The 19,759-nt window shown below is 67.4% G+C and carries 22 protein-coding genes and 1 other RNA gene; 7 read left to right on the forward strand and 16 right to left on the reverse strand.

All coding sequences use genetic code 11. The features are described from left to right. Window positions 1-15: 15 nt before the first annotated feature. The 11 genes from hisB to rpmH form a co-directional block, all read right to left on the reverse strand. Window positions 16-603: an imidazoleglycerol-phosphate dehydratase HisB gene (hisB, locus tag BoBH3_RS17115; RefSeq protein ID WP_262332047.1), complete on the reverse strand. Its 588-nt coding sequence runs from the start codon at window positions 601-603 to the stop codon at window positions 16-18. An 82-nt stretch (window positions 604-685) separates the two neighbouring features. Continuing rightward, complete coding sequence (gene metZ / locus BoBH3_RS17120; RefSeq protein WP_262332048.1) at window positions 686-1,882, reverse strand: O-succinylhomoserine sulfhydrylase; 1,197 nt, start codon at window positions 1,880-1,882, stop codon at window positions 686-688. Between the two features lie 118 nt (window positions 1,883-2,000). Next, window positions 2,001-2,741: a pyrimidine 5'-nucleotidase gene (locus tag BoBH3_RS17125; protein WP_262332049.1), complete on the reverse strand. Its 741-nt coding sequence runs from the start codon at window positions 2,739-2,741 to the stop codon at window positions 2,001-2,003. Window positions 2,742-2,922: 181 nt separating this feature from the next. After that, window positions 2,923-3,819, reverse strand: coding sequence for an acetylglutamate kinase (gene argB, locus BoBH3_RS17130; protein WP_262332050.1), 897 nt, complete (start codon window positions 3,817-3,819; stop codon window positions 2,923-2,925). Between the two features lie 88 nt (window positions 3,820-3,907). Next, complete coding sequence (locus tag BoBH3_RS17135) at window positions 3,908-4,276, reverse strand: DUF423 domain-containing protein (RefSeq protein ID WP_262332051.1); 369 nt, start codon at window positions 4,274-4,276, stop codon at window positions 3,908-3,910. 102 nt (window positions 4,277-4,378) lie between these two features. After that, window positions 4,379-5,599 carry an alpha/beta hydrolase family protein gene (locus BoBH3_RS17140; protein WP_262332052.1) on the reverse strand — a complete coding sequence of 407 codons (1,221 nt, stop codon included), beginning with the start codon at window positions 5,597-5,599 and terminating at the stop codon, window positions 4,379-4,381. Window positions 5,600-5,716: 117 nt separating this feature from the next. Next, complete coding sequence (gene yihA / locus BoBH3_RS17145; protein WP_262332053.1) at window positions 5,717-6,382, reverse strand: ribosome biogenesis GTP-binding protein YihA/YsxC; 666 nt, start codon at window positions 6,380-6,382, stop codon at window positions 5,717-5,719. A gap of 9 nt (window positions 6,383-6,391) precedes the next feature. Then, the gene (locus BoBH3_RS17150; protein ID WP_262332054.1) at window positions 6,392-7,024 is read right to left on the reverse strand and encodes a CatB-related O-acetyltransferase; all 633 of its coding nucleotides are present in this window, start codon (window positions 7,022-7,024) and stop codon (window positions 6,392-6,394) included. Between the two features lie 42 nt (window positions 7,025-7,066). Continuing rightward, window positions 7,067-8,941 carry a membrane protein insertase YidC gene (gene yidC / locus BoBH3_RS17155; protein ID WP_262332546.1) on the reverse strand — a complete coding sequence of 625 codons (1,875 nt, stop codon included), beginning with the start codon at window positions 8,939-8,941 and terminating at the stop codon, window positions 7,067-7,069. A 57-nt stretch (window positions 8,942-8,998) separates the two neighbouring features. After that, entirely contained in the window at window positions 8,999-9,412 is a 414-nt protein-coding gene (gene rnpA, locus BoBH3_RS17160; protein WP_262332055.1) for a ribonuclease P protein component, read from the reverse strand. 48 nt (window positions 9,413-9,460) lie between these two features. Then, window positions 9,461-9,595 carry a 50S ribosomal protein L34 gene (gene rpmH, locus BoBH3_RS17165; protein WP_038364779.1) on the reverse strand — a complete coding sequence of 45 codons (135 nt, stop codon included), beginning with the start codon at window positions 9,593-9,595 and terminating at the stop codon, window positions 9,461-9,463. A 243-nt stretch (window positions 9,596-9,838) separates the two neighbouring features. On the opposite strand from rpmH, the gene ffs reads away from it, so the two are divergent. The 4 genes from ffs to recR all read left to right on the forward strand — a co-directional run bounded on the left by ffs (window position 9,839) and on the right by recR (window position 12,905). Beyond that, window positions 9,839-9,935: signal recognition particle sRNA small type (gene ffs, locus BoBH3_RS17170), an RNA gene on the forward strand. 84 nt (window positions 9,936-10,019) lie between these two features. Next, entirely contained in the window at window positions 10,020-11,882 is a 1,863-nt protein-coding gene (locus BoBH3_RS17175) for a DNA polymerase III subunit gamma/tau (RefSeq protein ID WP_262332056.1), read from the forward strand. 21 nt (window positions 11,883-11,903) lie between these two features. Next, a complete protein-coding gene (locus BoBH3_RS17180; RefSeq protein ID WP_262332057.1) occupies window positions 11,904-12,224 on the forward strand; it encodes a YbaB/EbfC family nucleoid-associated protein in 321 nt (106 codons plus the stop codon). Between the two features lie 75 nt (window positions 12,225-12,299). Beyond that, window positions 12,300-12,905: a recombination mediator RecR gene (recR, locus tag BoBH3_RS17185; RefSeq protein WP_262332058.1), complete on the forward strand. Its 606-nt coding sequence runs from the start codon at window positions 12,300-12,302 to the stop codon at window positions 12,903-12,905. Window positions 12,906-13,010: 105 nt separating this feature from the next. Here recR and BoBH3_RS17190 read toward each other — a convergent pair whose 3' ends face one another. Next, window positions 13,011-13,712: an outer membrane protein gene (locus tag BoBH3_RS17190; protein WP_262332059.1), complete on the reverse strand. Its 702-nt coding sequence runs from the start codon at window positions 13,710-13,712 to the stop codon at window positions 13,011-13,013. Window positions 13,713-13,896: 184 nt separating this feature from the next. Here BoBH3_RS17190 and BoBH3_RS17195 point away from each other — a divergent pair, with 184 nt between their 5' ends. The 3 genes from BoBH3_RS17195 to BoBH3_RS17205 all read left to right on the forward strand — a co-directional run bounded on the left by BoBH3_RS17195 (window position 13,897) and on the right by BoBH3_RS17205 (window position 17,174). Further along, window positions 13,897-14,946, forward strand: a complete 1,050-nt coding sequence (locus BoBH3_RS17195; protein ID WP_262332060.1) for a YihY/virulence factor BrkB family protein — start codon at window positions 13,897-13,899, stop codon at window positions 14,944-14,946. A gap of 2 nt (window positions 14,947-14,948) precedes the next feature. Then, the gene (locus BoBH3_RS17200; RefSeq protein ID WP_262332061.1) at window positions 14,949-16,184 is read left to right on the forward strand and encodes an NAD(P)/FAD-dependent oxidoreductase; all 1,236 of its coding nucleotides are present in this window, start codon (window positions 14,949-14,951) and stop codon (window positions 16,182-16,184) included. A 120-nt stretch (window positions 16,185-16,304) separates the two neighbouring features. After that, window positions 16,305-17,174, forward strand: a complete 870-nt coding sequence (locus tag BoBH3_RS17205; protein WP_262332062.1) for a VOC family protein — start codon at window positions 16,305-16,307, stop codon at window positions 17,172-17,174. A gap of 108 nt (window positions 17,175-17,282) precedes the next feature. Here the strand turns inward: BoBH3_RS17205 and BoBH3_RS17210 are convergent, their stop codons facing one another. From BoBH3_RS17210 to dut, 4 genes are all read right to left on the reverse strand, one after another. Beyond that, window positions 17,283-17,735: a GNAT family N-acetyltransferase gene (locus tag BoBH3_RS17210; RefSeq protein ID WP_262332063.1), complete on the reverse strand. Its 453-nt coding sequence runs from the start codon at window positions 17,733-17,735 to the stop codon at window positions 17,283-17,285. Continuing rightward, window positions 17,732-18,694, reverse strand: a complete 963-nt coding sequence (cysK, locus tag BoBH3_RS17215; protein WP_262332064.1) for a cysteine synthase A — start codon at window positions 18,692-18,694, stop codon at window positions 17,732-17,734. The genes BoBH3_RS17210 and cysK overlap by 4 nt, the downstream gene beginning before the upstream one ends. A 142-nt stretch (window positions 18,695-18,836) precedes the next feature. Continuing rightward, window positions 18,837-19,289, reverse strand: coding sequence for an RrF2 family transcriptional regulator (locus BoBH3_RS17220; RefSeq protein WP_262332065.1), 453 nt, complete (start codon window positions 19,287-19,289; stop codon window positions 18,837-18,839). Continuing rightward, window positions 19,286-19,759, reverse strand: coding sequence for a dUTP diphosphatase (gene dut, locus BoBH3_RS17225; RefSeq protein WP_262332066.1), 474 nt, complete (start codon window positions 19,757-19,759; stop codon window positions 19,286-19,288). The genes BoBH3_RS17220 and dut overlap by 4 nt, the downstream gene beginning before the upstream one ends.

A 19,759-nucleotide genomic window follows, 5' to 3' on the forward strand; every position in this document is an offset into this window, starting at 1 on the left:
CGATAAAACAAAGAGCTAAAGCGCGCCCTTGGTGGAGGGGATGCGGTCGCCCTCGCGCGGATCGATCTCCAGCGCCTGCCTCAGCGCCCGCGCCAGCCCCTTGAAGCAGCTCTCGGCGATATGGTGGGCGTTGTCGCCATAGAGCGTCTCGACATGCAGTGTGATGCCGGCGTTGATGGCGAAGGCCTGGAAGAACTCGCGCACCAACTCCGTATCGAAGCTGCCGATCTTCTGCGCCTTGAACTCCGTCCTGAAGACGAGGAAGGGCCGGCCCGAGACGTCGAGCGCCACGCGCGTCAGCGTCTCGTCCATCGGCAGGTGGACGTCGGCATAGCGGCGGATGCCCTTCTTGGAGCCGAGCGCCTGCTTCAGGGCCTCGCCGAGCGCGATGCCGGCATCCTCGACCGAGTGGTGGTCGTCGATATGCGTGTCACCCTTCACCGCGACCTTGAGGTCGATCAGCGAATGGCGGGCGAAGAGCTCGAGCATATGGTCGAAGAAGCCGACGCCGCTGGCGATCTCGGCCTTGCCGGTGCCGTCAATGACGAGCGAGACCGCGATGTTGGTCTCGTTGGTGCGGCGCTTCACTTCGCCCGAACGCATGCTGGCCTCTCAAGCCTTTGCGGGAATGGAGCCCGCTTTAGCAGGGGCGGGCGGGGAAGGCCATGCCCCGCCCTGCGCAGGCTTAAACCTTCGCCAGCGCCTGCTCCAGATCGGCGATCAGGTCGTCAGGATGTTCCAGCCCGATCGAGAGGCGGACCAGCCCGTCGGTCACGCCCATGGCGGCGCGCACCTCCGGCGTGAAGCGCTGATGCGTCGTCGTCGCCGGGTGGACGATCAGGCTCTTGGCGTCGCCGAGATTGTTCGAGATCCGGATCAGCCGGCAGGCGTCGAGCATGCGGTAGGCACCGGCCTTGCCGCCGGGCACCTCGAAAGCGATCAGCGTCGAGGGGCCGCTCATCTGGCGGGCGATGATCTCCGCCTGCGGATGGTTGCTGTGGCCGCAGAAGATCACGCGCGACGGCACGGCATGCGCCGCCAGCCAGTCCGCGACCTTTGCCGCGTTCTCGGCCTGCTTGCCGACCCGCAGCGGCAGCGTCTCCAGCGATTTCAACATCACCCAGGCGTTGAAGGGGGAGAGCGCCGGCCCGGTCTGGCGCAGATACTGCTGGATGTCGCCTTCGATCAGCGCCTTCGCGCCGAGGATGAGGCCGCCCAGACATCGTCCCTGCCCGTCGATGTGCTTCGTGGCCGAGTAGACGACGACATCGGCGCCGAGATCGAGCGGGCGCTGGAAGAGGGGCGTGGCGAAGACGTTGTCGACGACAAGGATGGCGCCGGCGGCCTTCGCGATCTTCGCGATGGCGGCGATATCGAGCACTTCGAGCGTCGGGTTGGACGGGCTTTCGAGGAAGAAGACCTTGGTGTTCGGCCTCACCGCCTTGCGCCAGGCCTCGATATCGGTGCCCTCGACCAGCGTTGTCTCCACGCCATAGCGCGGCAGGTGGTCCTCGACGATGTAGCGGCAGGAGCCGAACAGCGCGCTGGCCGCCACGACATGGTCGCCCGCGCGTACCGGCGCCATCACCGCCGCGGTCACGGCGGCCATGCCGGTCGCCGTGGCGCGGCAGGCCTCGGCGCCCTCGAAAGCGGCCATCCGCTCCTCCAGCATCGCCACTGTCGGATTCGACAGGCGGCCATACTGGAAGCCCGGATCGGTGTTGAGGAACCGGCCTTCCGCCTGCGCGGCATTGTCGTAGACATGGCCCTGCGTCAGGAACAGAGCCTCGGAGGTCTCGCCGAACTGCGAGCGCATCGTGCCGGCATGGACCAGACGCGTTTCCGGGTGCAGCCTGGCTGCGACGTTGTCCGATGCCGACATGAGAACCTCATTCCGTTCTATATAACGGACAAGGCCACTAGCACTTTCCCTATTGTTCGTAAAGAAGAACAGATTTTCCTTTTCGGGGAACGCCTGCCGGGCGATCTTTTTACCGAGCCTAGAGGCCGCGTTCGGTGGAACGTCCGAGCGGCTTCAGGAAGCCGGTCAGATCTGCCGTGACATGGTGGACATGGCCGGCCTCGACCGCGACCTGCTCCCAGGCCTCGCGGAAAGGGTCGGGCGTCTTCGGCACGATCAGCACCGTCTTCATGCCGAGCGCGCTCGGCACGACGAGGTTCTTCTCGATATCTTCGAACATCGCCGCGCGGCCGGGGTCGACCGCATGCTTGGCGAGGAAGTTCTCATAGGTGACGCGCTCTGGCTTCGGCGTGAAGCCGGCCTGCACGATGTCGAAAATGTCCTCGAAATGATGCAGAATGCCGAGCTTGCCGGCGACGTTCTCGGCGTGGCCGCGCGAGCCGTTGGTCAGGATCAGCTTGCGGCCGGGCAGGGCCGCGATCGCCTCGCCGAGATCGGGATTCGGGTCGAGCAGGGTCAGGTCGATCTGGTGGGCGAAGTCGAGGAAATCGTCCGGGTCGATGCCGTGTTCCTGCATCAGCCCCTTCAGCGTCGTGCCGTATTGCTGGTAGTAGTATTTCTGCAGCGCGCGCGACGACAGCCCGTCCAGGCCGAACAGCTCGGCGAGGAACAGCGTGATCCGCTCGTCCACCTGCGGCCAGACCTTGGCCTCATGCGAGTAGAGCGTGTTGTCGAGGTCGAAGATCCAGTGATCGACATGCGCGAAGGCCTCCGCCGTCAGGGGCGGGGTCGCGGCAGGGGATTCGGCGAGCGTTTTCATCGGACTCCGAGATGTGGCGAAGCGGAGTCTGCGCTGCAAGTCCTTGGCCAAGGCTTAATGGCCGCAGGCGGATTCGCGTCATGGTCGGGCTTGACCCGACCATCTCGGAAACCAGTACGCGCTGGTCATGAGATTCTCGGGTCGCAGCGGCGCTGCGCCCGAGAATCACGTCCTCAGCTTCTCAGCGCCGGATGATCGTACCGGCGCCGGTGTCGGTGAAGAGCTCGATCAGCGCCGCGTGCGGCACCTTGCCGTCGAGGATCACGACCGCCTCCACGCCCTTCTCCAGCGCGTAGATGCAGGTCTCGATCTTCGGGATCATGCCGCCCGAGATGGTGCCGTCCGCGATCAGGCGGCGGCATTCCTCGACCGTCAGCTCCGGGATGAGCTGCTTGTCCTTGTTCAGCACGCCGGGCACGTCGGTCAGCAGCAGCAGGCGCTTGGCGTTGAGCGCGCCGGCGATGGCGCCCGCGAAGGTGTCGGCGTTAACGTTGTAGGTCTGGCCGTCCGCCGCCGCGCAGACCGGGGCGAGCACGGGGATCAGCTCGGCCTTGAGCACGGCGTCGAGCACGGTGGTGTTGACCGCCTCGGGCTCGCCGACGAAGCCGAGATCCAGCACCTCCTCGATCTTCGAATCGGGGTCGACGATGGTGCGGGTCACCTTGCGGGCGGTGACCATGTTGCCGTCCTTGCCGCAAAGCCCGATCGCCTTGCCGCCCTCGCGGCTGATATAGCCGACGATCTCCTTGTTGACCGAGCCGGCCAGAACCATCTCGACCACCTCGACGGTCGCCGCATCGGTGACGCGCAGGCCCTGCTTGAACTCGGACTGGATGCCGAGCTTCTTGAGCATCGCCGCGATCTGCGGCCCGCCGCCATGGCAGACGACGGGCTTCAGGCCCGACTGCTCGAGCAGCACGATGTCCTCGGCGAAGTCCTCGGCCGTCGCGGCGTCGCCCATGGCGTTGCCGCCATACTTGATGACGATGATTTCCTGGTCGTAGCGCTGCATATGCGGCAGCGCCTGCACGAGCAGATCGGCGGATTGCGACGGCGTCAGATGGGGATGGTCGTTCATTCGGCGGACTCCGCGCGCGGTCGCAGGAGGAGGGTGCGGCGGCGCTTCTAACCGAACTCTCCGGATGGCGAAAGCGCGCTGATGCGGGTCAGCCTCGTTTGGCGGTCACGGCTGCGACGGCCAGCCCGAGCCAGCCGCCGAGCATGAACCAGCCACCGATCGGCGCCGCGCGCGGAAAGAGCCCCTCATTGGCGAAGCCGCGGCGGGAGAGATCGGCCGCGAACAGTACGGCGCCGAAGATGACGGCGGAGAGCGCGATCCGGGCGATGCCGTCATGGAGATGCCCGCCTTTCCGCGCCGCGGTCGCGCCGATCACGACGGAGGCGTGGAACAGCAGCATCTGCCCGGCGGTCTGGACATTGGCCGTGCCGGTGACATGGGCGGCAGCTGCCAGCAGCGCGACGCCGGCAAGCCCCATCAGGGCGGCGAGGGCGAGATGGATGCGGGTGGCGGTCATGCGCGGCGTCTCCTGCGGGCGGTCGCCTGCAGCCGAAGGAAAGGCGCCGGGACGGACGCTCGCGTCAAGCGCGACGCACCGTCGCCCCGGCCTGCGATGCGCTCACTGCGCGTCGAACCATGTCTTCCACTCGGGCACCGCCTTGGCGAAGGTGCCGCGATGGGTGGTCGGGCCTGTCGGGATCGCCTCGACCTTGTCGTTGCCGAGCGCCTTCTGCCAGGTCATCGGCAGCTGGCCGAGCTCGTCGCGGATGACCTCGTCCGCCTGCCCGTAATAGGCGCGGACCGGTGTCTTCGTCACCCAGCGATAGGCCTGCGTCTGCGCGACGAGGCGGCCATAGGCCGAATTGGCGAAGAACTGCGGATCGAAATACTCCGGCCGGATCAGCTTGCGCAGGTCGGTCGGCACCTGCGAGGCCTCGACGGGCTCCCTCTCATAGACCTTGCGCGAGACCTCGTAGGTCTCGTCCGTGAGCAGGGCGCGTGCGAGCCCCGGCACGCCGTAGTAGTTCTCGAAGGAGAAGGACGAGAGGATGAACAGCGTCGTCACCCAGTTCGCATCGTTCTTGCGCGGAAAGTTCAGGAAGCCGTTGAGGGCGACGAAGACGTCGACGGGGGCGCTGGCCGTCGTCATCGCCTGGACGGGAATGCCGACGCTCTCCAGCTTTTCCAGCATCGCAAAGCTGACGAACCCGCCCTGCGACCAGCCGCTCAGGAAGAGCTTCGTCGCGGAAAGCTTCATCTGCGCAAGCACGGAACGGCTGGCGAGCAGCATGTCGAGCGTGGCCTGCTGATGGCTGGCCTTGACGACGTAGCCCTCGGGCTCCTTCGAGGCGCCCATCCCGAAATAATCGGCGCCGATGACGAGATAACCCTGTCCGGCGAACTGGGCGATCATCAGCCGCGTCTCGTCGGACTGTTCCGGGAAGGAGGGAACCTGCTGTTTCCCGTAGACCGTGCCGTGCTGGTAGGAAACCATCGGGAAGGTGGTCTCGGGCACGTCCGGCACCGCCAGCAGTCCGGTCGCCACGATGGGCTTGTTGCCGCGCTCGGGCACCACGGACGGATAGGTCACGCGGTAGAGCCTGACCGCATTGCGCGCCGGGGTGTAGGTCACGGGGATGCCGGCGAATTTCGGCATCTCCTCGGTCAGGATGCGGTTCAGCCTGTCGACGTCCCATCGCGCCAGCAATTCATAGGTCACGCCGGACGTAACGGCCGTTGCCTGCGGCTGCTGGGCCTGCTGCGCCCGCGCGGGCGGCGTCGCGGCCAGGGGCGCCGCGAACAGCGCGAGACAGATTGCGAGGCGGCCTAGCCGGGACATCGGATTTTCCCCATCTGTCGGCCAGGCGAAAAGCGGTCGGCCGACCATGAGGCCGGACCTTGCCCGTCTGGCCGTAAAGATAGGGTGGATGCGATCGCCGCGCCGTCCGGCGTGGCGTCAGCTCCGCTCGGACAGCGCGCGGGCAATGGCAGCGCGGAATTCCGGAATGCCGGTGCCCTTCTCGCTGGAGGTCAGCAGAATCTCCGGGAAGGCCGCCGCCCGGCGCTTGATCGCCGCGAGCGTCTTCTCGACGATTGCCTCCTGCTCGGTCTTCTTCAGCGCGTCGGCCTTGGTCAGCACGACCTGATAGGAGACGGCGGACTTGTCGAGCGTCTCCAGCACCGCGCCGTCGACGTCCTTGATGCCGTGGCGCGCGTCGATCAGCACATAGACGCGCATCAGGTTGGAGCGGCCGCGCAGATAGTCGTGGATCAGGTTGGTCCAGGCCGCGACCTTGTCCTTGCCGACGGCGGCATAGCCGTAGCCCGGCATGTCGACGATGGTCAGGCGTTCATCATGGTCGACCTGCCGGAAGAAGTTGAGCTGTTGCGTCCGGCCCGGCGTGTGCGAGGTCCGCGCCAGCGCGTTGCGCCGCGTCAGCGCGTTGATCAGGCTCGACTTGCCGACATTGGAGCGCCCGGCGAAGGCGATCTCCTGCCCCACCATCGGTGGCAGGTCGTCGATCTTGGTCGAGGCCCAGACGAAGTCCCACGGTCCCTCGAAGAGCTTGCGGGCGGATTCGAGCTCGTCCTCGGTGAAGGAGCTGGCGGTTTGATCGGTCATGGGGCCTGCCTACACGGCTGAGCGCAGCGCGTCGATGTCGGCGCCCTGGATCGCCGCGAGATTCCGCGCGATTGTCTCCGCATCCCAGTCCCACCAGCGGATCGCCAGCAGTTCGGAGACGACCTCCGGCCCGAAGCGCATCTTGACGATCCGCCCCGGATTGCCGGCGACCACCGCATAGGGTGGCACGTCCTTGGTCACCTGCGCCCGCGTGCCGATGACGGCGCCGTCGCTGACCGTGACGCCCGGCATGATGACCGCCTCCCGCCCGATCCAGACGTCGTTTCCGATCACCATGTCGCCGCGGTTGTTGGGGCCGGGCCGCTTGAGGGATTCCGGATCGCCGAGGCCGAACATCTGGAAAGGAAAGGTTGAGAACCCGCCGAGCGGGTGGTTGGCGCCATTCATGATGAACTGCGCCGCCTGGGCGATGGCGACGAACTTCCCGATGATCAGCCGGTCGCCGATGAAGTCGAAATGATAGCGCACGCAGCGGGCGACGAAATGCTCCGGCCCGCGCGAGTCGTCATAATAGCCGTAGTCGCCGACCTCGATCAGCGGATGGTCGACGACGGCCTTCAGGAAGGCAGTGCCTTTCCAGCCGGGAATGGGGTGGCGTGTCAGCGGGTCGGGCAGGGGCATGATCTGAAAAGCGAAGGGCGGGAAACCCCGCCCTTCGATCTCTCACTTCTTGTTGGTGTTGGCCGGCTTCGGCTCCGCGGCGGCTGTCGCTTCCGCTGGCTTTTTGCCGAACATCCCCTTGAGGTTGTCGAACAGCTCGATCTTCACCCCGTGCTTGCGCATGATGTAGCCCTGCTGGAGCACGGAGAGCAGGTTGTTCCAGCTCCAGTAGATCACCAGGCCGGCCGGGAACGAGCCGAGCAGGAAGGTGAAGAACACCGGCATCCAGGTGAACATCATCTTCTGCACCGGGTCCGGCGGCTCCGGGTTCATCTTCATCTGGATGAACATCGTGATGCCCATGATGATCGGCCACAGGCCCAGATGCAGCATGGCCGGCGGGGTGAACGGCAGCAGCCCGAACAGGTTGAACAGGTTCGTCGGGTCCGGCGCGGCGAGATCGTGGATCCAGCCGAAGAACGGCGCGTGCCGCATCTCGATGGTGATGAACAGGATCTTGTAGAGCGCGAAGAACACCGGGATTTGCAGCAGCACCGGCCAGCAGCCGGCGATCGGGTTGATCTTCTGCGTCTTGTACAGCTCCATCAGCGCCTGCTGCTGCTTCATCTTGTCGTCCGCATAGCGCTCGCGGATCGCCACCATCTCCGGCTGCAGCGCCTTCATCTTCGCCATCGAGGCGTAGGACTTGTTGGCGAGCGGGAAGAACAGGATCTTCAGCAGCACCGTGACGAGCAGGATCGCGACGCCGAAATTACCGGTGTGCTTGTAGATCCAGTCGAGCACGAAGAAGAGCGGCTTGGTGATGAAATAGAACCAGCCCCAGTCGATCAGCAGCTCGAAGCGCTTGATGCCGAGGTTCTTCTCATAGCCGTCGATGGCCGCGACTTCCTTGGCGCCGGCGAAGAGCCGGGCGTCGGAAGATGCGGTGGCGCCCGGCGCGATGACGAGGCTCTCACCCAGGAAATCGGCCTGATAGGTATGGCCCGTGCCGGTCTGGACCGCGGAATAGCGGCCTTCATATTTCCGGTTCTGGTCCGGGATGACGGCGGCGGCCCAGTATTTGTCGGTGATGCCGACGAACCCGCCGACCGCGTCCTTCCAGCTCTTGCCGGTCGTGCCCGGCGAGAGCAGCGGCTCCTTGTCGAGCTTGTCGTAGGTGTATTCCTGCAGGCCCTGTTCGCCGAGATTGCCGACGAGGCCCTCATGCAGCACGTAGTAGCCCAGCGTCGCGGGCTTCCCCTGGCGGACGACCTGCCCGTAGGGGAACAGCGTCACGGCGGCGGAACCCCTGTTCTCGACCTCGTCGCGGATCGTGAACATTGCATTGTTGTCGACGCTGATGATGCGCTTGAAGACGAGGCCCTGGCCGTTGTCCCAGCTCAGCGTCACCGGCTTGGCGGGGGTCAGCACCGGTCCGTCGGCGCTCCACACCGTCGTCGCGTTCGGCAGCGCGACATTGCTGCCCGGAGCCGCGACCCAGCCGAAGTCCGAGTAATAGGCACTCGGTCCGCCGGCCGGCGAGAGCAGCACGATGTTGGCGCTGTTGGGGTCGACCGTCTCGCGATAGGCCTTGAGCGAGACGTCGTCGATGCGCGCGCCGGTCAGCGAGAGTGAACCCACGATCTTCGGCGTGTCGATGCGCACGCGCTGGCTCGCCGCCAGCGCCTGCTCGCGCGTGCCGAAGCCCTGCGTCGCAGCAGTGCCCGGAGCAGCGGAGCCGGCCGGCTGGCCGGGCGTGGACGGCGCCGGAGTGGAGCCGGAGGCCGCGGGAACCTGCTGGCTCTGGGCCTGCTGGTTCTGGCGTGCGATCTCCTGCTGCTTGTCGATCTGCGGCTTGGCGTAGAAGAACTGCCAGCCGAGCAGCACGACCACCGATAGGACGATCGCGAGAAGCAGATTGCGGTTGTCTTCTTTCATCATGATCGGAAACGGATCTCGCTTGGTCCGGCAGGTTCGGGAAGGCGCGTCGTCAGGCTAGCCGCGCCGTCCCGCGCCGGGAGGGCGGTTGGCACCGGGCTTTGAATGCGGCTTTTGGGGCTTTGCCCGGTCGATGGCAATCGAAAGATCGGCCACGAGTGCGTGAAAATCAGCACCGAGCACTTCGGAGCGCGCGATGATCACGACATCACAGGGCTTGTGGGTCTGTTCGCGCAGGGCCTGGGCCGCGGCGGCGCGCAGGCGGCGGCGGATGCGGTTGCGCTTCACGGCGTTGCCGGTCTTGCGCGAGGCGGTCAGCCCGAGGCGTAAGCCACGCGGCTCTTCGCCTTCGCCGTCTTCTTTGGGCGCGGCGTCACGCACCTGCACCAGGAAGGCAGGCGAACGAAAACGGCGGCCATGCTCGGCCGCCGCCAGGAATTCTTTGCGTTGCGTCAGACGGGCGAGGCGCATGGCGATTGGCCAGTCTTCCGGAACCGGCGCGTCGCGCGCCTTGGCTCGTCAGGCCGACAGGCGCTTGCGGCCGTGGGCGCGGCGGGCGGCGATGACCTTGCGGCCACCCTTGGTCGCCATGCGGGCGCGATAGCCGTGGCGGCGCTTGCGAACCAGCTTGCTGGGTTGATAGGTTCTCTTCACGGTCCGTCTCCGGGGCCTTTATGAGCACGACGGCCGCGGCTTTCCCGGGGAAAGCATGGCCAACCGAGCCTGTCATGCGATAAGGGTCGGCGCCGCCTTACGGCTGCGCAAGTCGCGGGCTTATGACGGATGGACGACGCCAAGTCAACGCCAAAGTCGCGGCCGAACCCTGTCCTGCGGCAAGGTTTCGCGGCCTTTTTCTGCCGGCTTGCGATTCCGGTCGACATCCCCGATATAGCGGGCGGGAGGTTGGCGAGGGACGTCTCACTCGCCAACCGGGTCAGGTCCGGAAGGAAGCAGCCCTAACGAGACCGAACGGGTCTTCGTCCAGCCTCCCACCGTTGCGCCATCAAAGCGCCGGACCGAACTGCGGAGCCGGCGCGGCGCCATTGACCCTCGCCTCCCGATTGGCGAAACCAGCTTCATGACCGACGAGATCGATGCCGCCTCCGCTGACGAACCGGGCTTTGCCGGTTTCGATCCGGCGCCCGTGCCGGCGGCGACGGCTGGGCCGACGCCATACCGTGTGCTCGCCCGCAAATACCGTCCGGCGCATTTCGGCGATCTGATCGGCCAGGGCGCGATGGTGCGCACCCTCACCAACGCCTTCGCGGCCGGCCGCATCCCGCAGGCCTGGATGCTGACCGGCGTGCGCGGCGTGGGCAAGACCACCACCGCACGCATCCTCGCCCGCGCGCTCAACTACCAGACGGCCAACGGCGCCGGCGCGCCGACCACGGATCTGCGCGAATTCGGCATCCATTGCCGCGAAATCGTCGAGGGCCGGCATATCGACGTGATGGAGATCGACGCCGCCTCCAACAACAGCGTCGACAACATCCGCCAGATCAACGACGCGGTGCGCTATGCCCCGGTCTCGGCCCGCTACAAGGTCTATATCGTCGACGAGGTGCACATGCTCTCGACCGGCGCCTTCAACGCCTTCCTGAAGACGCTGGAGGAGCCGCCGCCGCACGCGAAGTTCATCTTCGCGACGACCGAGATCCGCAAGGTGCCGATCACGGTGCTCTCGCGCTGCCAGCGCTTCGATCTGCGCCGGGTCGAGGCGGACCAGCTCGTCGCCCATCTCTCCGGCATCTGCCGGGCCGAGGGCGTCGATGCCGAGGATGAAGCCTTGGCGGCCATCGCCCGCGCCGCGGAAGGCTCGGTCCGCGACTCGCTCTCGATCCTCGACCAGGCTATCGCGCATGCCGCAGGCCGCATCACGCTCGATGATATCCGCGCCATGCTCGGCCTCGCCGACCGGGCCCGTGTCATCGACCTCTTCGAAGCCGTGATGAAGGGCGACATCGCCGCTGCGCTCGGCGAGCTGCGCGCCCAGTATGATGCCGGCGCCGACCCGGTCGTGGTGCTGAACGATCTCGCCGAATTCACCCATCTGGTGACGCGGCTGAAGCTCGTTCCGGATGCGGTCAAGGACAACAGCCTCGCCCAGGCCGAGCGGGTCCGCGGCGGCGATTTCGCCCAGCGCCTCTCGATCCGCGTGCTCGCGCGTACCTGGCAGCTCCTGCTCAAGGGCATCAGCGAGGTGAAGCAGGCCGACCGGCCGGTCATGGCGGCGGAGATGGTGCTGGTGCGCCTCGCCCACGCTGCCGACCTGCCGACGCCGGACGAGGCGCTGAAGATGCTGCGCGACGGCTCGGGCGCCATCCCCTCCGGCAACGGAAACGGTGGTGGCGGCATGCCGCGCCCGCCAATCGGCGGCGGCAACACGGCGCTTGCGGCGCGGCCGATCCTCGCCAGCGCCAATCCCGCGCCGGCTCCGGTCGCACGCGCGGTCGCGGCGCCTGCCGCGATCGTCGCCAGCCTTGAGGATGTCATCGCCCTCGCTTCGCAGAACCGCGACATCGGCCTGAAGCTCGCGCTCGAGCGCGATGTCCGCCCGGTGCGCTTCGAAGCCGGCCGCATCGAGTTCTCGCTGGCCGAGGGCGCCTCGCGCACGCTGGCGCAGGACTTGTCTCGCCGCCTCAAGGAGTGGACCGGCCAGACCTGGATGGTCGCGATCGTCAACGAGGAGGGCGGCGCCACGCTGCGCGAGCAGGCCGCCGCCGCCAAGGATCAGCGCGAGAACGACGCGGCGGCGCATCCCTCGGTGAAGGCCGTGCTGGAACGCTTTCCCGGCGCCCGAATCGTCGATGTCCGCGATCCGCGCGCGCTGGAGGCGGCGGAGAACGCTGCTGCCCAGCCGTCCGCGGACGAATACCTGCCGGATGCCGAGCCGCTGTTCGACGATGCCGAGCCGGATTTCGACGGCATCGATTTCTGAAGCTTTCGAGGAGGATTTCCCGTGCGTGACATGATGGGCCTGATGAAGCAGGCACAGCAGATGCAGCAGAAGATGGCCGACATGCAGGCCGAGCTCGACACCATCGAGGTCGAGGGTGCGGCCGGCGGCGGCATGGTCAAGGTGACGATGACGGCCAAGGGCGCGCTCAAGGGCGTCAGGATCGACCCCAGCCTGATGGTGCCGGACGAGCGCGAGATCCTCGAGGATCTGATCGTCGCCGCCGCCAACGATGCACGCGGCCGCGGCGAGCGCGTCATGCAGGAGCGCATGGCCGAGATCACCAAGGGCCTGCCGATCCCGCCCGGCATGAAGCTGTTTTGAGCGTGCGAGCCAACGCCTGTCATTTCGGGGTTCCGGGTTCGGCCTGCGGCCGCCCCGGAATGACGGCGTAGCGACATGTCCCGCGCCATCGCCGGTCCCGAGATCGAAAGACTGATCCAGCTCCTGGCCAAGCTGCCGGGGCTCGGGCCGCGCTCGGCCCGGCGTGCGGCTCTGCACCTCGTCAAGAAGCGCGAGCAGTTGCTCGGCCCGCTATCCGAGGCGATGGCCGTGGCGCGCGAGCGCATCGTCGTCTGCTCGCGCTGCGGCAATGTCGACACCAGCGATCCTTGCGGCCTCTGCACCGATCCGCGCCGCGACGACAGCCTGATCGTCGTCGTCGCCGATATCTCCGATCTCTGGGCGCTGGAGCGCTCCGGCGCGGTCGCCGGCCGCTATCACGTGCTGGGCGGCGTGCTCTCGGCGCTGGACGGCGTCCGGCCCGAGCATCTGACGCTCGATGCGCTGGTGGCGCGCGCCTCCGATCCGGCAGTGAAGGAGATCATCCTCGCGCTGAGCGCCACGGTCGACGGCCAGACCACGGCGCATTTCATCACCGACCTGCTGGCCCATCTGCCCGTCAAGGTGACGAAGCTGGCCCATGGCGTGCCGGTAGGCGGCGAGCTCGACTATCTCGACGACGGTACGCTCGCCGCCGCGATCCGCCAGCGCACGGGTTTCTAGCACGCGTCATTCTCGGGCTTGGTCCGAGAATCTCGTGCCGCAGAAGGCGCCCTCTTTTCCAGAGATGCTCGGGTCAAGCCCGAGCATGACGGCAGGGGCGAGCTCTCAGAACTTGTAGGCGATGCTGGCGCGGGCGGATTGCGTCGCCAGTTCCTGGCTGCCGGTCAGGCCGGTGAAGGCGCCCGAGCTCGTGAAGCGGTTGCGGCCGAAATCGGTGTAGCGATATTCCGCGCCCAGGATCACGCTTTCGGTCAGCGCGAAATTGACACCGGCGCCGATGTTCCAGCCCGTGCGCGCGGCGGTCAGCCGCTCGCTCAGCCCCGCCCCGTCATAGACACGCCGCTCATATTCGGTGAAGGAGGCGCCGCCCGTGCCGTAGATCATCAGGCGGTCGAAGGCGTAGCCGATGCGCGCGCGCAGCGCGCCCTGCCAGTCCTGCGTGATGCGGCCGTTGAGGCCGCCGGCGGTGAAGCGCCCCGAGCCCTGGAGCACCTCGACATCGCCTTCGACGCCGAGGACGATGCTGCCCATCTGGTAATTGAGGCCGGCATGAACGCCGCCGAAGCCGAGATTGTCGTCGATGCGAAAGCTCATCGGCGCGAAGGGGCCTGTCGCCCCGCCGATCCTGACCCGGTTGCTGCCCCAGCCATAGCCGCCCTGCAGGCCGACATAGAAGCCGCTCCAGTCATAGAGCGCCGGCAGCTCGGGGGCGGGCGGCAACGCGACGCTGCCGCGCAGGTCGGCCGCGCCAGCGGCTGAGGAAAGCAGAAGCGCGAGGCCCGTCAGGGCGGTTCTGAGCGTCGTCATCGGGCCTGTCCGGAAGCAACTGATCCGCACCGGCCCGTCTCGGCCGTGCCCCGTCATAACGAAGCATTAAGGTTAACAATCGGCTAAGCCGGCATATGGCGCTCATGGGCTGCGTAGCGGAACAATTGCGGCCGGGCCCGGTTGGCCGCAAGCTGCTCCCGGCAGCGGAGATTTCTGTCCAGACATGGCTTTTCTGAAACGGATCACGGGCGCAGCCGGCTTGGGGGTGGCGCTCGGCTACATTTCCGGGGCGATCTCCGAACGTTCGGGCCGGCGCCGGCGCGAGGCGGTTCGCGGCCGGCTGGCCCGCACCCCGCTGCAGATGACCTGGCTCGGCTGGAAGGACGTCCTGCTGCGCTTCGCCGCCAATGTCGCGGAGAACCGCCTGAGCTCGCTGGCCGGCGCTGTCGCCTTCTTCACCCTGCTCTCGCTGGTGCCGGCGCTCTCGCTCCTCGTCACGATCTACCGCTATTTCACCGACCCCGCGACGATCGCGGCGCAGCTCGATGCCGTCACGACGGTGTTTCCGCTCGCGGCGCAGGAACTGATTCACGAGCAGGCGATCCGGCTTGCCAGCCAGTCCGGCGCCAGCCTGTCATGGACCTTCCTGATCAGCTTTCTCGTCGCAACCTGGTCGGCCAATGCGGCCGTGAAGGCGCTCTTCGACGCGCTGAACATCATCTATCGCGAGGCGGAGAAGCGCAGCTTCATCAAGCTCAACGCCATCTCGCTCCTGACCACGGTCAGCGGCATCGTGCTGCTGACGATAGCTCTGATCGTCATCGCCAGCCTGCCGGTGGTGACGGCCTTCTTCCCGTTCCAATCCGAGTTGGAGCGGATGATCCGGCTGGTGCGCTGGCCCTCCTTCTTCGTCATCGCCACGCTCTCGATCGCCTGCCTCTACTGGATCGGCCCGAGCCGCGAGCGCGCCCGCTTCGTCTGGGTCATGCCGGGGGCGGGGCTGGCGGCGCTGTTCTGGGGCGCGGCCTCCTATGCCTTCTCCTGGTATGTCGGCACGCTCGGCAACTACACGGCGGCCTACGGCTCGCTCGCCACGGTCGTCGTGTTCATGACCTGGCTCTGGCTCTCTGCGACGATCGTGCTCGCCGGAGCCGAGTTCAACGCCGAGCTGGAGCACCAGACCGCGCACGACACCACCACGGGCCGGCCGCGGCCGCTCGGCCAGCGCGGCGCGACCATGGCCGACCGTGTCGGCCCTGCAAGAGCGGAGTAGCCATGCTCGATCCGGAAGACACCCGTCACGCCGATCTCCGCAGCGGCGCCGGACCGTGGCAGCCCGGCGCCTTGCGCCCGGCCGGGCGGCCGCTCGAGCAGGACACGCGTTGCGACGTGGTCATCGTCGGCGGCGGCATCACCGGCGCGCTGGTCGCAGAACATATGACGGCGCTCGGCCTCGATATCGTGGTGATCGACCGTGAGCGAGAGGGCTTCGGCAGCACGGCCGCCTCGACGGCGATGCTGCAATGGGAGATCGACCTGCCGCTGCGCGAGCTCGCCGCGCTCTATGGCTTCGCGAGCGCCGCCGAGATCTACCGGCTGAGCTTCGAGGCCGTGGAAGGCCTGCACCGGCTGGCCGCAACGCTCGCTTTGCCTTGTGGTTTCGCCCCGCGACGAACGGTCTACCTCGCCGCTGCCGAGATTGGCGCGCGCGAATTGCGGGACGAGACGGAGCTGCGCCAGCGCGCCGGGCTGCCGAGCGACCTCGTGGAGCACGCCGCGCTGCTGGGTTCCTTCGGCTTCGATCGTGAGGCGGCGATCGTCTCGCCCGGCTCCGCCGAAGTCGACCCGCTGAGCCTCTGCCACGCGCTGCTCGCCCGGGCGGCGGAGCGCGGCGCCCGTATCGTCCGGGACGAGGCCGTGGGCTTCGACGGAACTGCGCGCTCCGCTGCCATCACCCTCGCCGGTGGGGCTGTCGTCGAGGCGAGCCACCTCGTTCTGGCGACCGGCTATGTCATGCCCGATTGCGTGAACGACGATCTTCACAGCGTCGCGTCGAGCTGGGCGATCGCCACCCTCCCCCAGCCGCCGCAGGCGCTCTGGCCGGGTCCGGCGCTCGTCTGGGAGGCGTCGGAGGATTATTGTTACTGCCGCACCACGGCGGAAGGCCGCATCGTCTTCGGCGGCGAGGATGAGGATATCGACGACCCCGCCCGGCGCGAGGCGCTCGGCCCCGCCAAGACCGAGGCCTTGATCGCGCGGCTTCGCGCCCTGGTCCCCGCAGCGCGGCTGGAACTGAACCATGCCTGGTCCGGCGCCTTCGGCCAGACAGAGGACGGGCTGCCGCTGATCGGCCGGGTGCCGGGCCAGCCGCGCATGCTCGCGGCCTATGGCTATGGCGGCAACGGCATCACCTTCAGCTTCATGGCCTCGCGCGTCATCGGGGCGCTGGTGCGGGGGCACGAGGAAGGCTGGTTCAGGCATTTCGCCATCGACAGGCCGCGGCCGGGCTGAGCCGGCCCGGGATTGCAATCCTGCAATCGCAGCCTTGCCTGGCGGATGGGCGACAAGCGGCGGCCAAATAGCCATCATCAGGGTAGAAATTCCTGAATGGCTGCCGCGAAAGGATTTGCCATGTCCGCAACCGCTGCGACGATCGAGGCCACGGCCCGCCCCGAAGCCTATGATGCCCCCTATCACATCGGCGCCGTGACGCTGCGCGTCCGAGACCTGCCGCGGCTCACGGCCTTCTACCGCGACGCCATCGGCCTGAAGCTCCTTTCGGAGAGCGAAGGCAGTGTCGAGCTCGGCGTTGAAGGCCGGGTGCTGGTCCGTTTCGTCGCCGGCGCGGCGCAGCCGAGCGCCGCCACCGGCCTCTTCCATCTCGCGATCCTGCTGCCGTCGCGACGCGATCTCGCCGACTGGCTGAAGCATGCGGCCGGGGCGGGTGTCCGGCTCGAAGGCGCTTCCGACCACCTCGTCAGCGAGGCGCTCTACCTTTCCGATCCCGAGGGCAACGGCATCGAGATCTGCCGCGACCGCCGCCGGGCCGAATGGCCGCGCCGGCCCGATGGCGGGATCGCCATGGCGACCGATCGGCTCGATCTCGACCGGCTGCTCGCCGAGGCAGCGGCCGGCCCTTATGCCGGCATGCCCGCCGGCACCGGCATGGGCCACATCCATCTGCGTGTCGGCGATACGGTGGCGGCCGAGGGTTTCTACCGCGATCTCCTGGGCCTCGACCTGATGGTGCGCTATCCGGGCGCGAGCTTCCTCGCCAGCGGCGGCTATCATCATCACATCGCCGGCAACATCTGGGGCAGCCGCGGCGCCGGCGCCCGACGTCCGGGCGAGGCCGGGCTCGACCGCTTCGAGCTGGTGGCGCGGGACGAGGCGGATTTCGCGACGATGCGCGAGCGTATTCTGGCGAGCGGTGGAAGCGAGGGCGACGGCGCGCCGTCCATTGCCGATCCCTGGGGCAACAGGCTGGTTCTGACCCGCTAGTCTTCGCCTCCAAAGCGCGCTTTAGCCCTCGTGGTTGGCTATGAAGTCGCTTGAGGAAATCCAGTCATCTATTTGAATATTATAAGAATTGCTGCGGATTTTGAAGGCTCAGTGCGTCAGCAGGTGTGACCGCCGCGTTCCGCCGCTATCGGGCCTGAAGCCATTCGCTTCCCAGAACGCCGCCGCCTGCGGGCCGGCGGCGCGCAGCGACAGGCGCGATGCCAGAGCGAGCCCCTGCTGGATGAGGGCTGCGGCGAGCGTGCGGCCGATCCCGGCGCCGCGATGCAGCGGCCGGACATAGACGTGCCGGACCCGCAGGAGGTCCGGCTCGGGGTCGTAGGGGTCGGGCGTCACCGCGCCGATGCCGGCGAGCTCTCCCTCATGGAAGGCTGCGAAGGCGGCGAAGCGATCATCCTCGCCGCCATATCGGCCCGCCAGCCATTCTTCGCGCAGGCCTTCGATGAAGCCGTAAGCTTCCGCGCTCGCCTCGTTGCGCAGCGCCTCGAAATCGTCCGGCAACGCCTCGGTCAGCCGGACGATCTGGATGGCTGTTGGAATCACAACCCGTCGAACAGCGCGCTGGAGATGTAGCGCTCGGCGAAGGACGGGATGATCACTACGATCGTCTTGCCGGCGTTCTCCGGCCGCGCCCCGACTTCGAGCGCCGCCGCGATGGCCGCGCCGGACGAGATGCCGGCCGGGATGCCCTCGTTCTTGGCGAGCGCGCGCGCCGTCTCGAAGGCGGTCTGGTTGCCGACGGTGACCACCTCGTCGATGACGCCGCGGTCGAGCACGCCCGGCACGAAGCCCGCGCCGATGCCCTGGATCTTGTGCGGGCCGGGCTGGCCGCCGGACAGGACAGGAGAATCCTCCGGCTCGACCGCGACCATCCTGACGCCCGGCTTCTTGGCCTTCAGCACCTGGCCGACGCCGGTGATGGTGCCGCCGGTTCCGACGCCGGAGATGACGATGTCGACCTTGCCGTCGGTGTCGTTCCAGATTTCCTCGGCCGTGGTCTTGCGGTGGATCTCGGGATTGGCCGGGTTCTCGAACTGCTGCGGGATGATCGCGCCCGGGATCTCGTTCTTGAGTTCCTCGGCGCGGGCGACCGCGCCGCGCATGCCACCCGGGCCGGGGGTCAGCACGAGTTCGGCGCCGAGCAGCGCCAGCATCTTGCGTCGCTCAAGCGACATCGTCTCGGGCATGACCAGGATCAGGCGATAGCCGCGCGCCGCCGCCACGAAGGCGAGCGCGATGCCGGTATTGCCCGACGTCGGCTCGATCAGCGTGCCGCCCGGCTTCAGCGCGCCTGAAGCTTCGAGCGAGTCGATCATGTTGACGCCGATGCGATCCTTCACGCTCGATATCGGGTTGAAGAATTCGAGCTTGGCGAGGATCGTCGCCTTGACGCCGCGCTCGGCCGGCAGCCGGTTGAGCTTGACCAGCGGAGTATCGCCGATGGTGTCGGTAATGGAGTTGTAGATGCGGCCGCGGCCCGGGGCCTTCTGTGCATCAGCCATGAATGAATCCTCCTGGAGCATTTTCGAGCGAAGTGGGCACCGGTTCGCGTGAGGAAAATGCGACAAAACAAAGAGACGGATCGTCGGTCGCGACCCTAGGTCAATTCACATGACATGTCGATGAATGATATATTTCACATGTCTAGATAGTGAAATCAGTTGTCGTCCCGCTCTGTCCGAACACGGCCCCGGCCTGCGCCCGCCGGCACAATTCCTCGACCGTGACATCGTCGAGCCTCGCCAGGAACGCGGCAGAAGCAGCCTCGACCTCCGGCCCGACCACCTCGTCGACGAGCCGTGACTGCGGAGCGGGCCCCAATCCGTCCTCGACCGTGCTCTGCGTCGCGGCGCGCACGATGTCCCCGGCCGTGATCCGCCGCCGCTCGCGGGCGAGTTCGTAGCCGCCGCGAGGGCCGCGCACGCCCTTCAGGATGCCGACGCGCACGAGCGTCTGCAGCAGCGTCTCGAGATGGCGCGGCGGCAGGTCGTGCCGTGCGGCGAGCATCTTGGCTGCGACCGGCGCCGGCCGCGCATGCAGCGCGATGTCGACGACCGCGGCGATGGCGAGCAGGCTGCGGCGGGAGAGCAGGATCATCGCACGCCTCCATCGCTGACGCTGCCGCTGATGCCCGTCGAGCCGAACCCGCCAGCGCCGCGCGCCGTCGAATCGAGCGTCGCAACCTCGGCCAGTTCGGCCTGGACCACCGACGCGATCACGAGCTGGGCGATGCGGTCGCCGCGCGCGATCGGGAAGGGCTCGGCGCCATGGTTGATCAGCGGCACCTTGATCTCGCCGCGATAGTCGCTGTCGACCGTGCCGGGCGCGTTCAGCACGGTGACGCCGTGCCGGACGGCGAGTCCGGAGCGCGGCCGCACCTGAGCCTCGAAACCGGCGGGCAATTGCATGGCCAGACCGGTCGGCACCAGCGTCCTCTCGCCCGGCGCCAGCACGAGGCCATCCGGGATCGCCGCCCGCAGGTCGAGCCCCGCGGCGCCTGCGGTTTCATAGGCCGGCAGCGGTAGGTCGGCGCCATGGGGCAGACGTTGCAGGGCGACCTTGATCAT

The sequence above is a fragment of the Allobosea sp. BH3 genome (assembly GCF_025499465.1).
Taxonomy (GTDB): Bacteria; Pseudomonadota; Alphaproteobacteria; order Rhizobiales; family Beijerinckiaceae; genus Allobosea.

Coding starts and splice junctions, on each gene's coding strand:
- yihA (WP_262332053.1), bottom strand. CDS start 6,382: ATGACCGATCAAACCGCCAGCTCCTTCACCGAGGACGAGCTCGAATCC.
- BoBH3_RS17140 (WP_262332052.1), bottom strand. CDS start 5,599: ATGTCCCGGCTAGGCCGCCTCGCAATCTGTCTCGCGCTGTTCGCGGCG.
- dut (WP_262332066.1), bottom strand. CDS start 19,759: ATGATCAAGGTCGCCCTGCAACGTCTGCCCCATGGCGCCGACCTACCG.
- BoBH3_RS17200 (WP_262332061.1), top strand. CDS start 14,949: ATGCTCGATCCGGAAGACACCCGTCACGCCGATCTCCGCAGCGGCGCC.
- cysK (WP_262332064.1), bottom strand. CDS start 18,694: ATGGCTGATGCACAGAAGGCCCCGGGCCGCGGCCGCATCTACAACTCC.
- BoBH3_RS17135 (WP_262332051.1), bottom strand. CDS start 4,276: ATGACCGCCACCCGCATCCATCTCGCCCTCGCCGCCCTGATGGGGCTT.
- BoBH3_RS17150 (WP_262332054.1), bottom strand. CDS start 7,024: ATGCCCCTGCCCGACCCGCTGACACGCCACCCCATTCCCGGCTGGAAA.
- BoBH3_RS17175 (WP_262332056.1), top strand. CDS start 10,020: ATGACCGACGAGATCGATGCCGCCTCCGCTGACGAACCGGGCTTTGCC.
- BoBH3_RS17205 (WP_262332062.1), top strand. CDS start 16,305: ATGTCCGCAACCGCTGCGACGATCGAGGCCACGGCCCGCCCCGAAGCC.
- yidC (WP_262332546.1), bottom strand. CDS start 8,941: ATGAAAGAAGACAACCGCAATCTGCTTCTCGCGATCGTCCTATCGGTG.
- BoBH3_RS17190 (WP_262332059.1), bottom strand. CDS start 13,712: ATGACGACGCTCAGAACCGCCCTGACGGGCCTCGCGCTTCTGCTTTCC.
- BoBH3_RS17125 (WP_262332049.1), bottom strand. CDS start 2,741: ATGAAAACGCTCGCCGAATCCCCTGCCGCGACCCCGCCCCTGACGGCG.
- argB (WP_262332050.1), bottom strand. CDS start 3,819: ATGAACGACCATCCCCATCTGACGCCGTCGCAATCCGCCGATCTGCTC.
- rnpA (WP_262332055.1), bottom strand. CDS start 9,412: ATGCGCCTCGCCCGTCTGACGCAACGCAAAGAATTCCTGGCGGCGGCC.
- recR (WP_262332058.1), top strand. CDS start 12,300: ATGTCCCGCGCCATCGCCGGTCCCGAGATCGAAAGACTGATCCAGCTC.
- BoBH3_RS17220 (WP_262332065.1), bottom strand. CDS start 19,289: ATGATCCTGCTCTCCCGCCGCAGCCTGCTCGCCATCGCCGCGGTCGTC.
- hisB (WP_262332047.1), bottom strand. CDS start 603: ATGCGTTCGGGCGAAGTGAAGCGCCGCACCAACGAGACCAACATCGCG.
- metZ (WP_262332048.1), bottom strand. CDS start 1,882: ATGTCGGCATCGGACAACGTCGCAGCCAGGCTGCACCCGGAAACGCGT.
- BoBH3_RS17195 (WP_262332060.1), top strand. CDS start 13,897: ATGGCTTTTCTGAAACGGATCACGGGCGCAGCCGGCTTGGGGGTGGCG.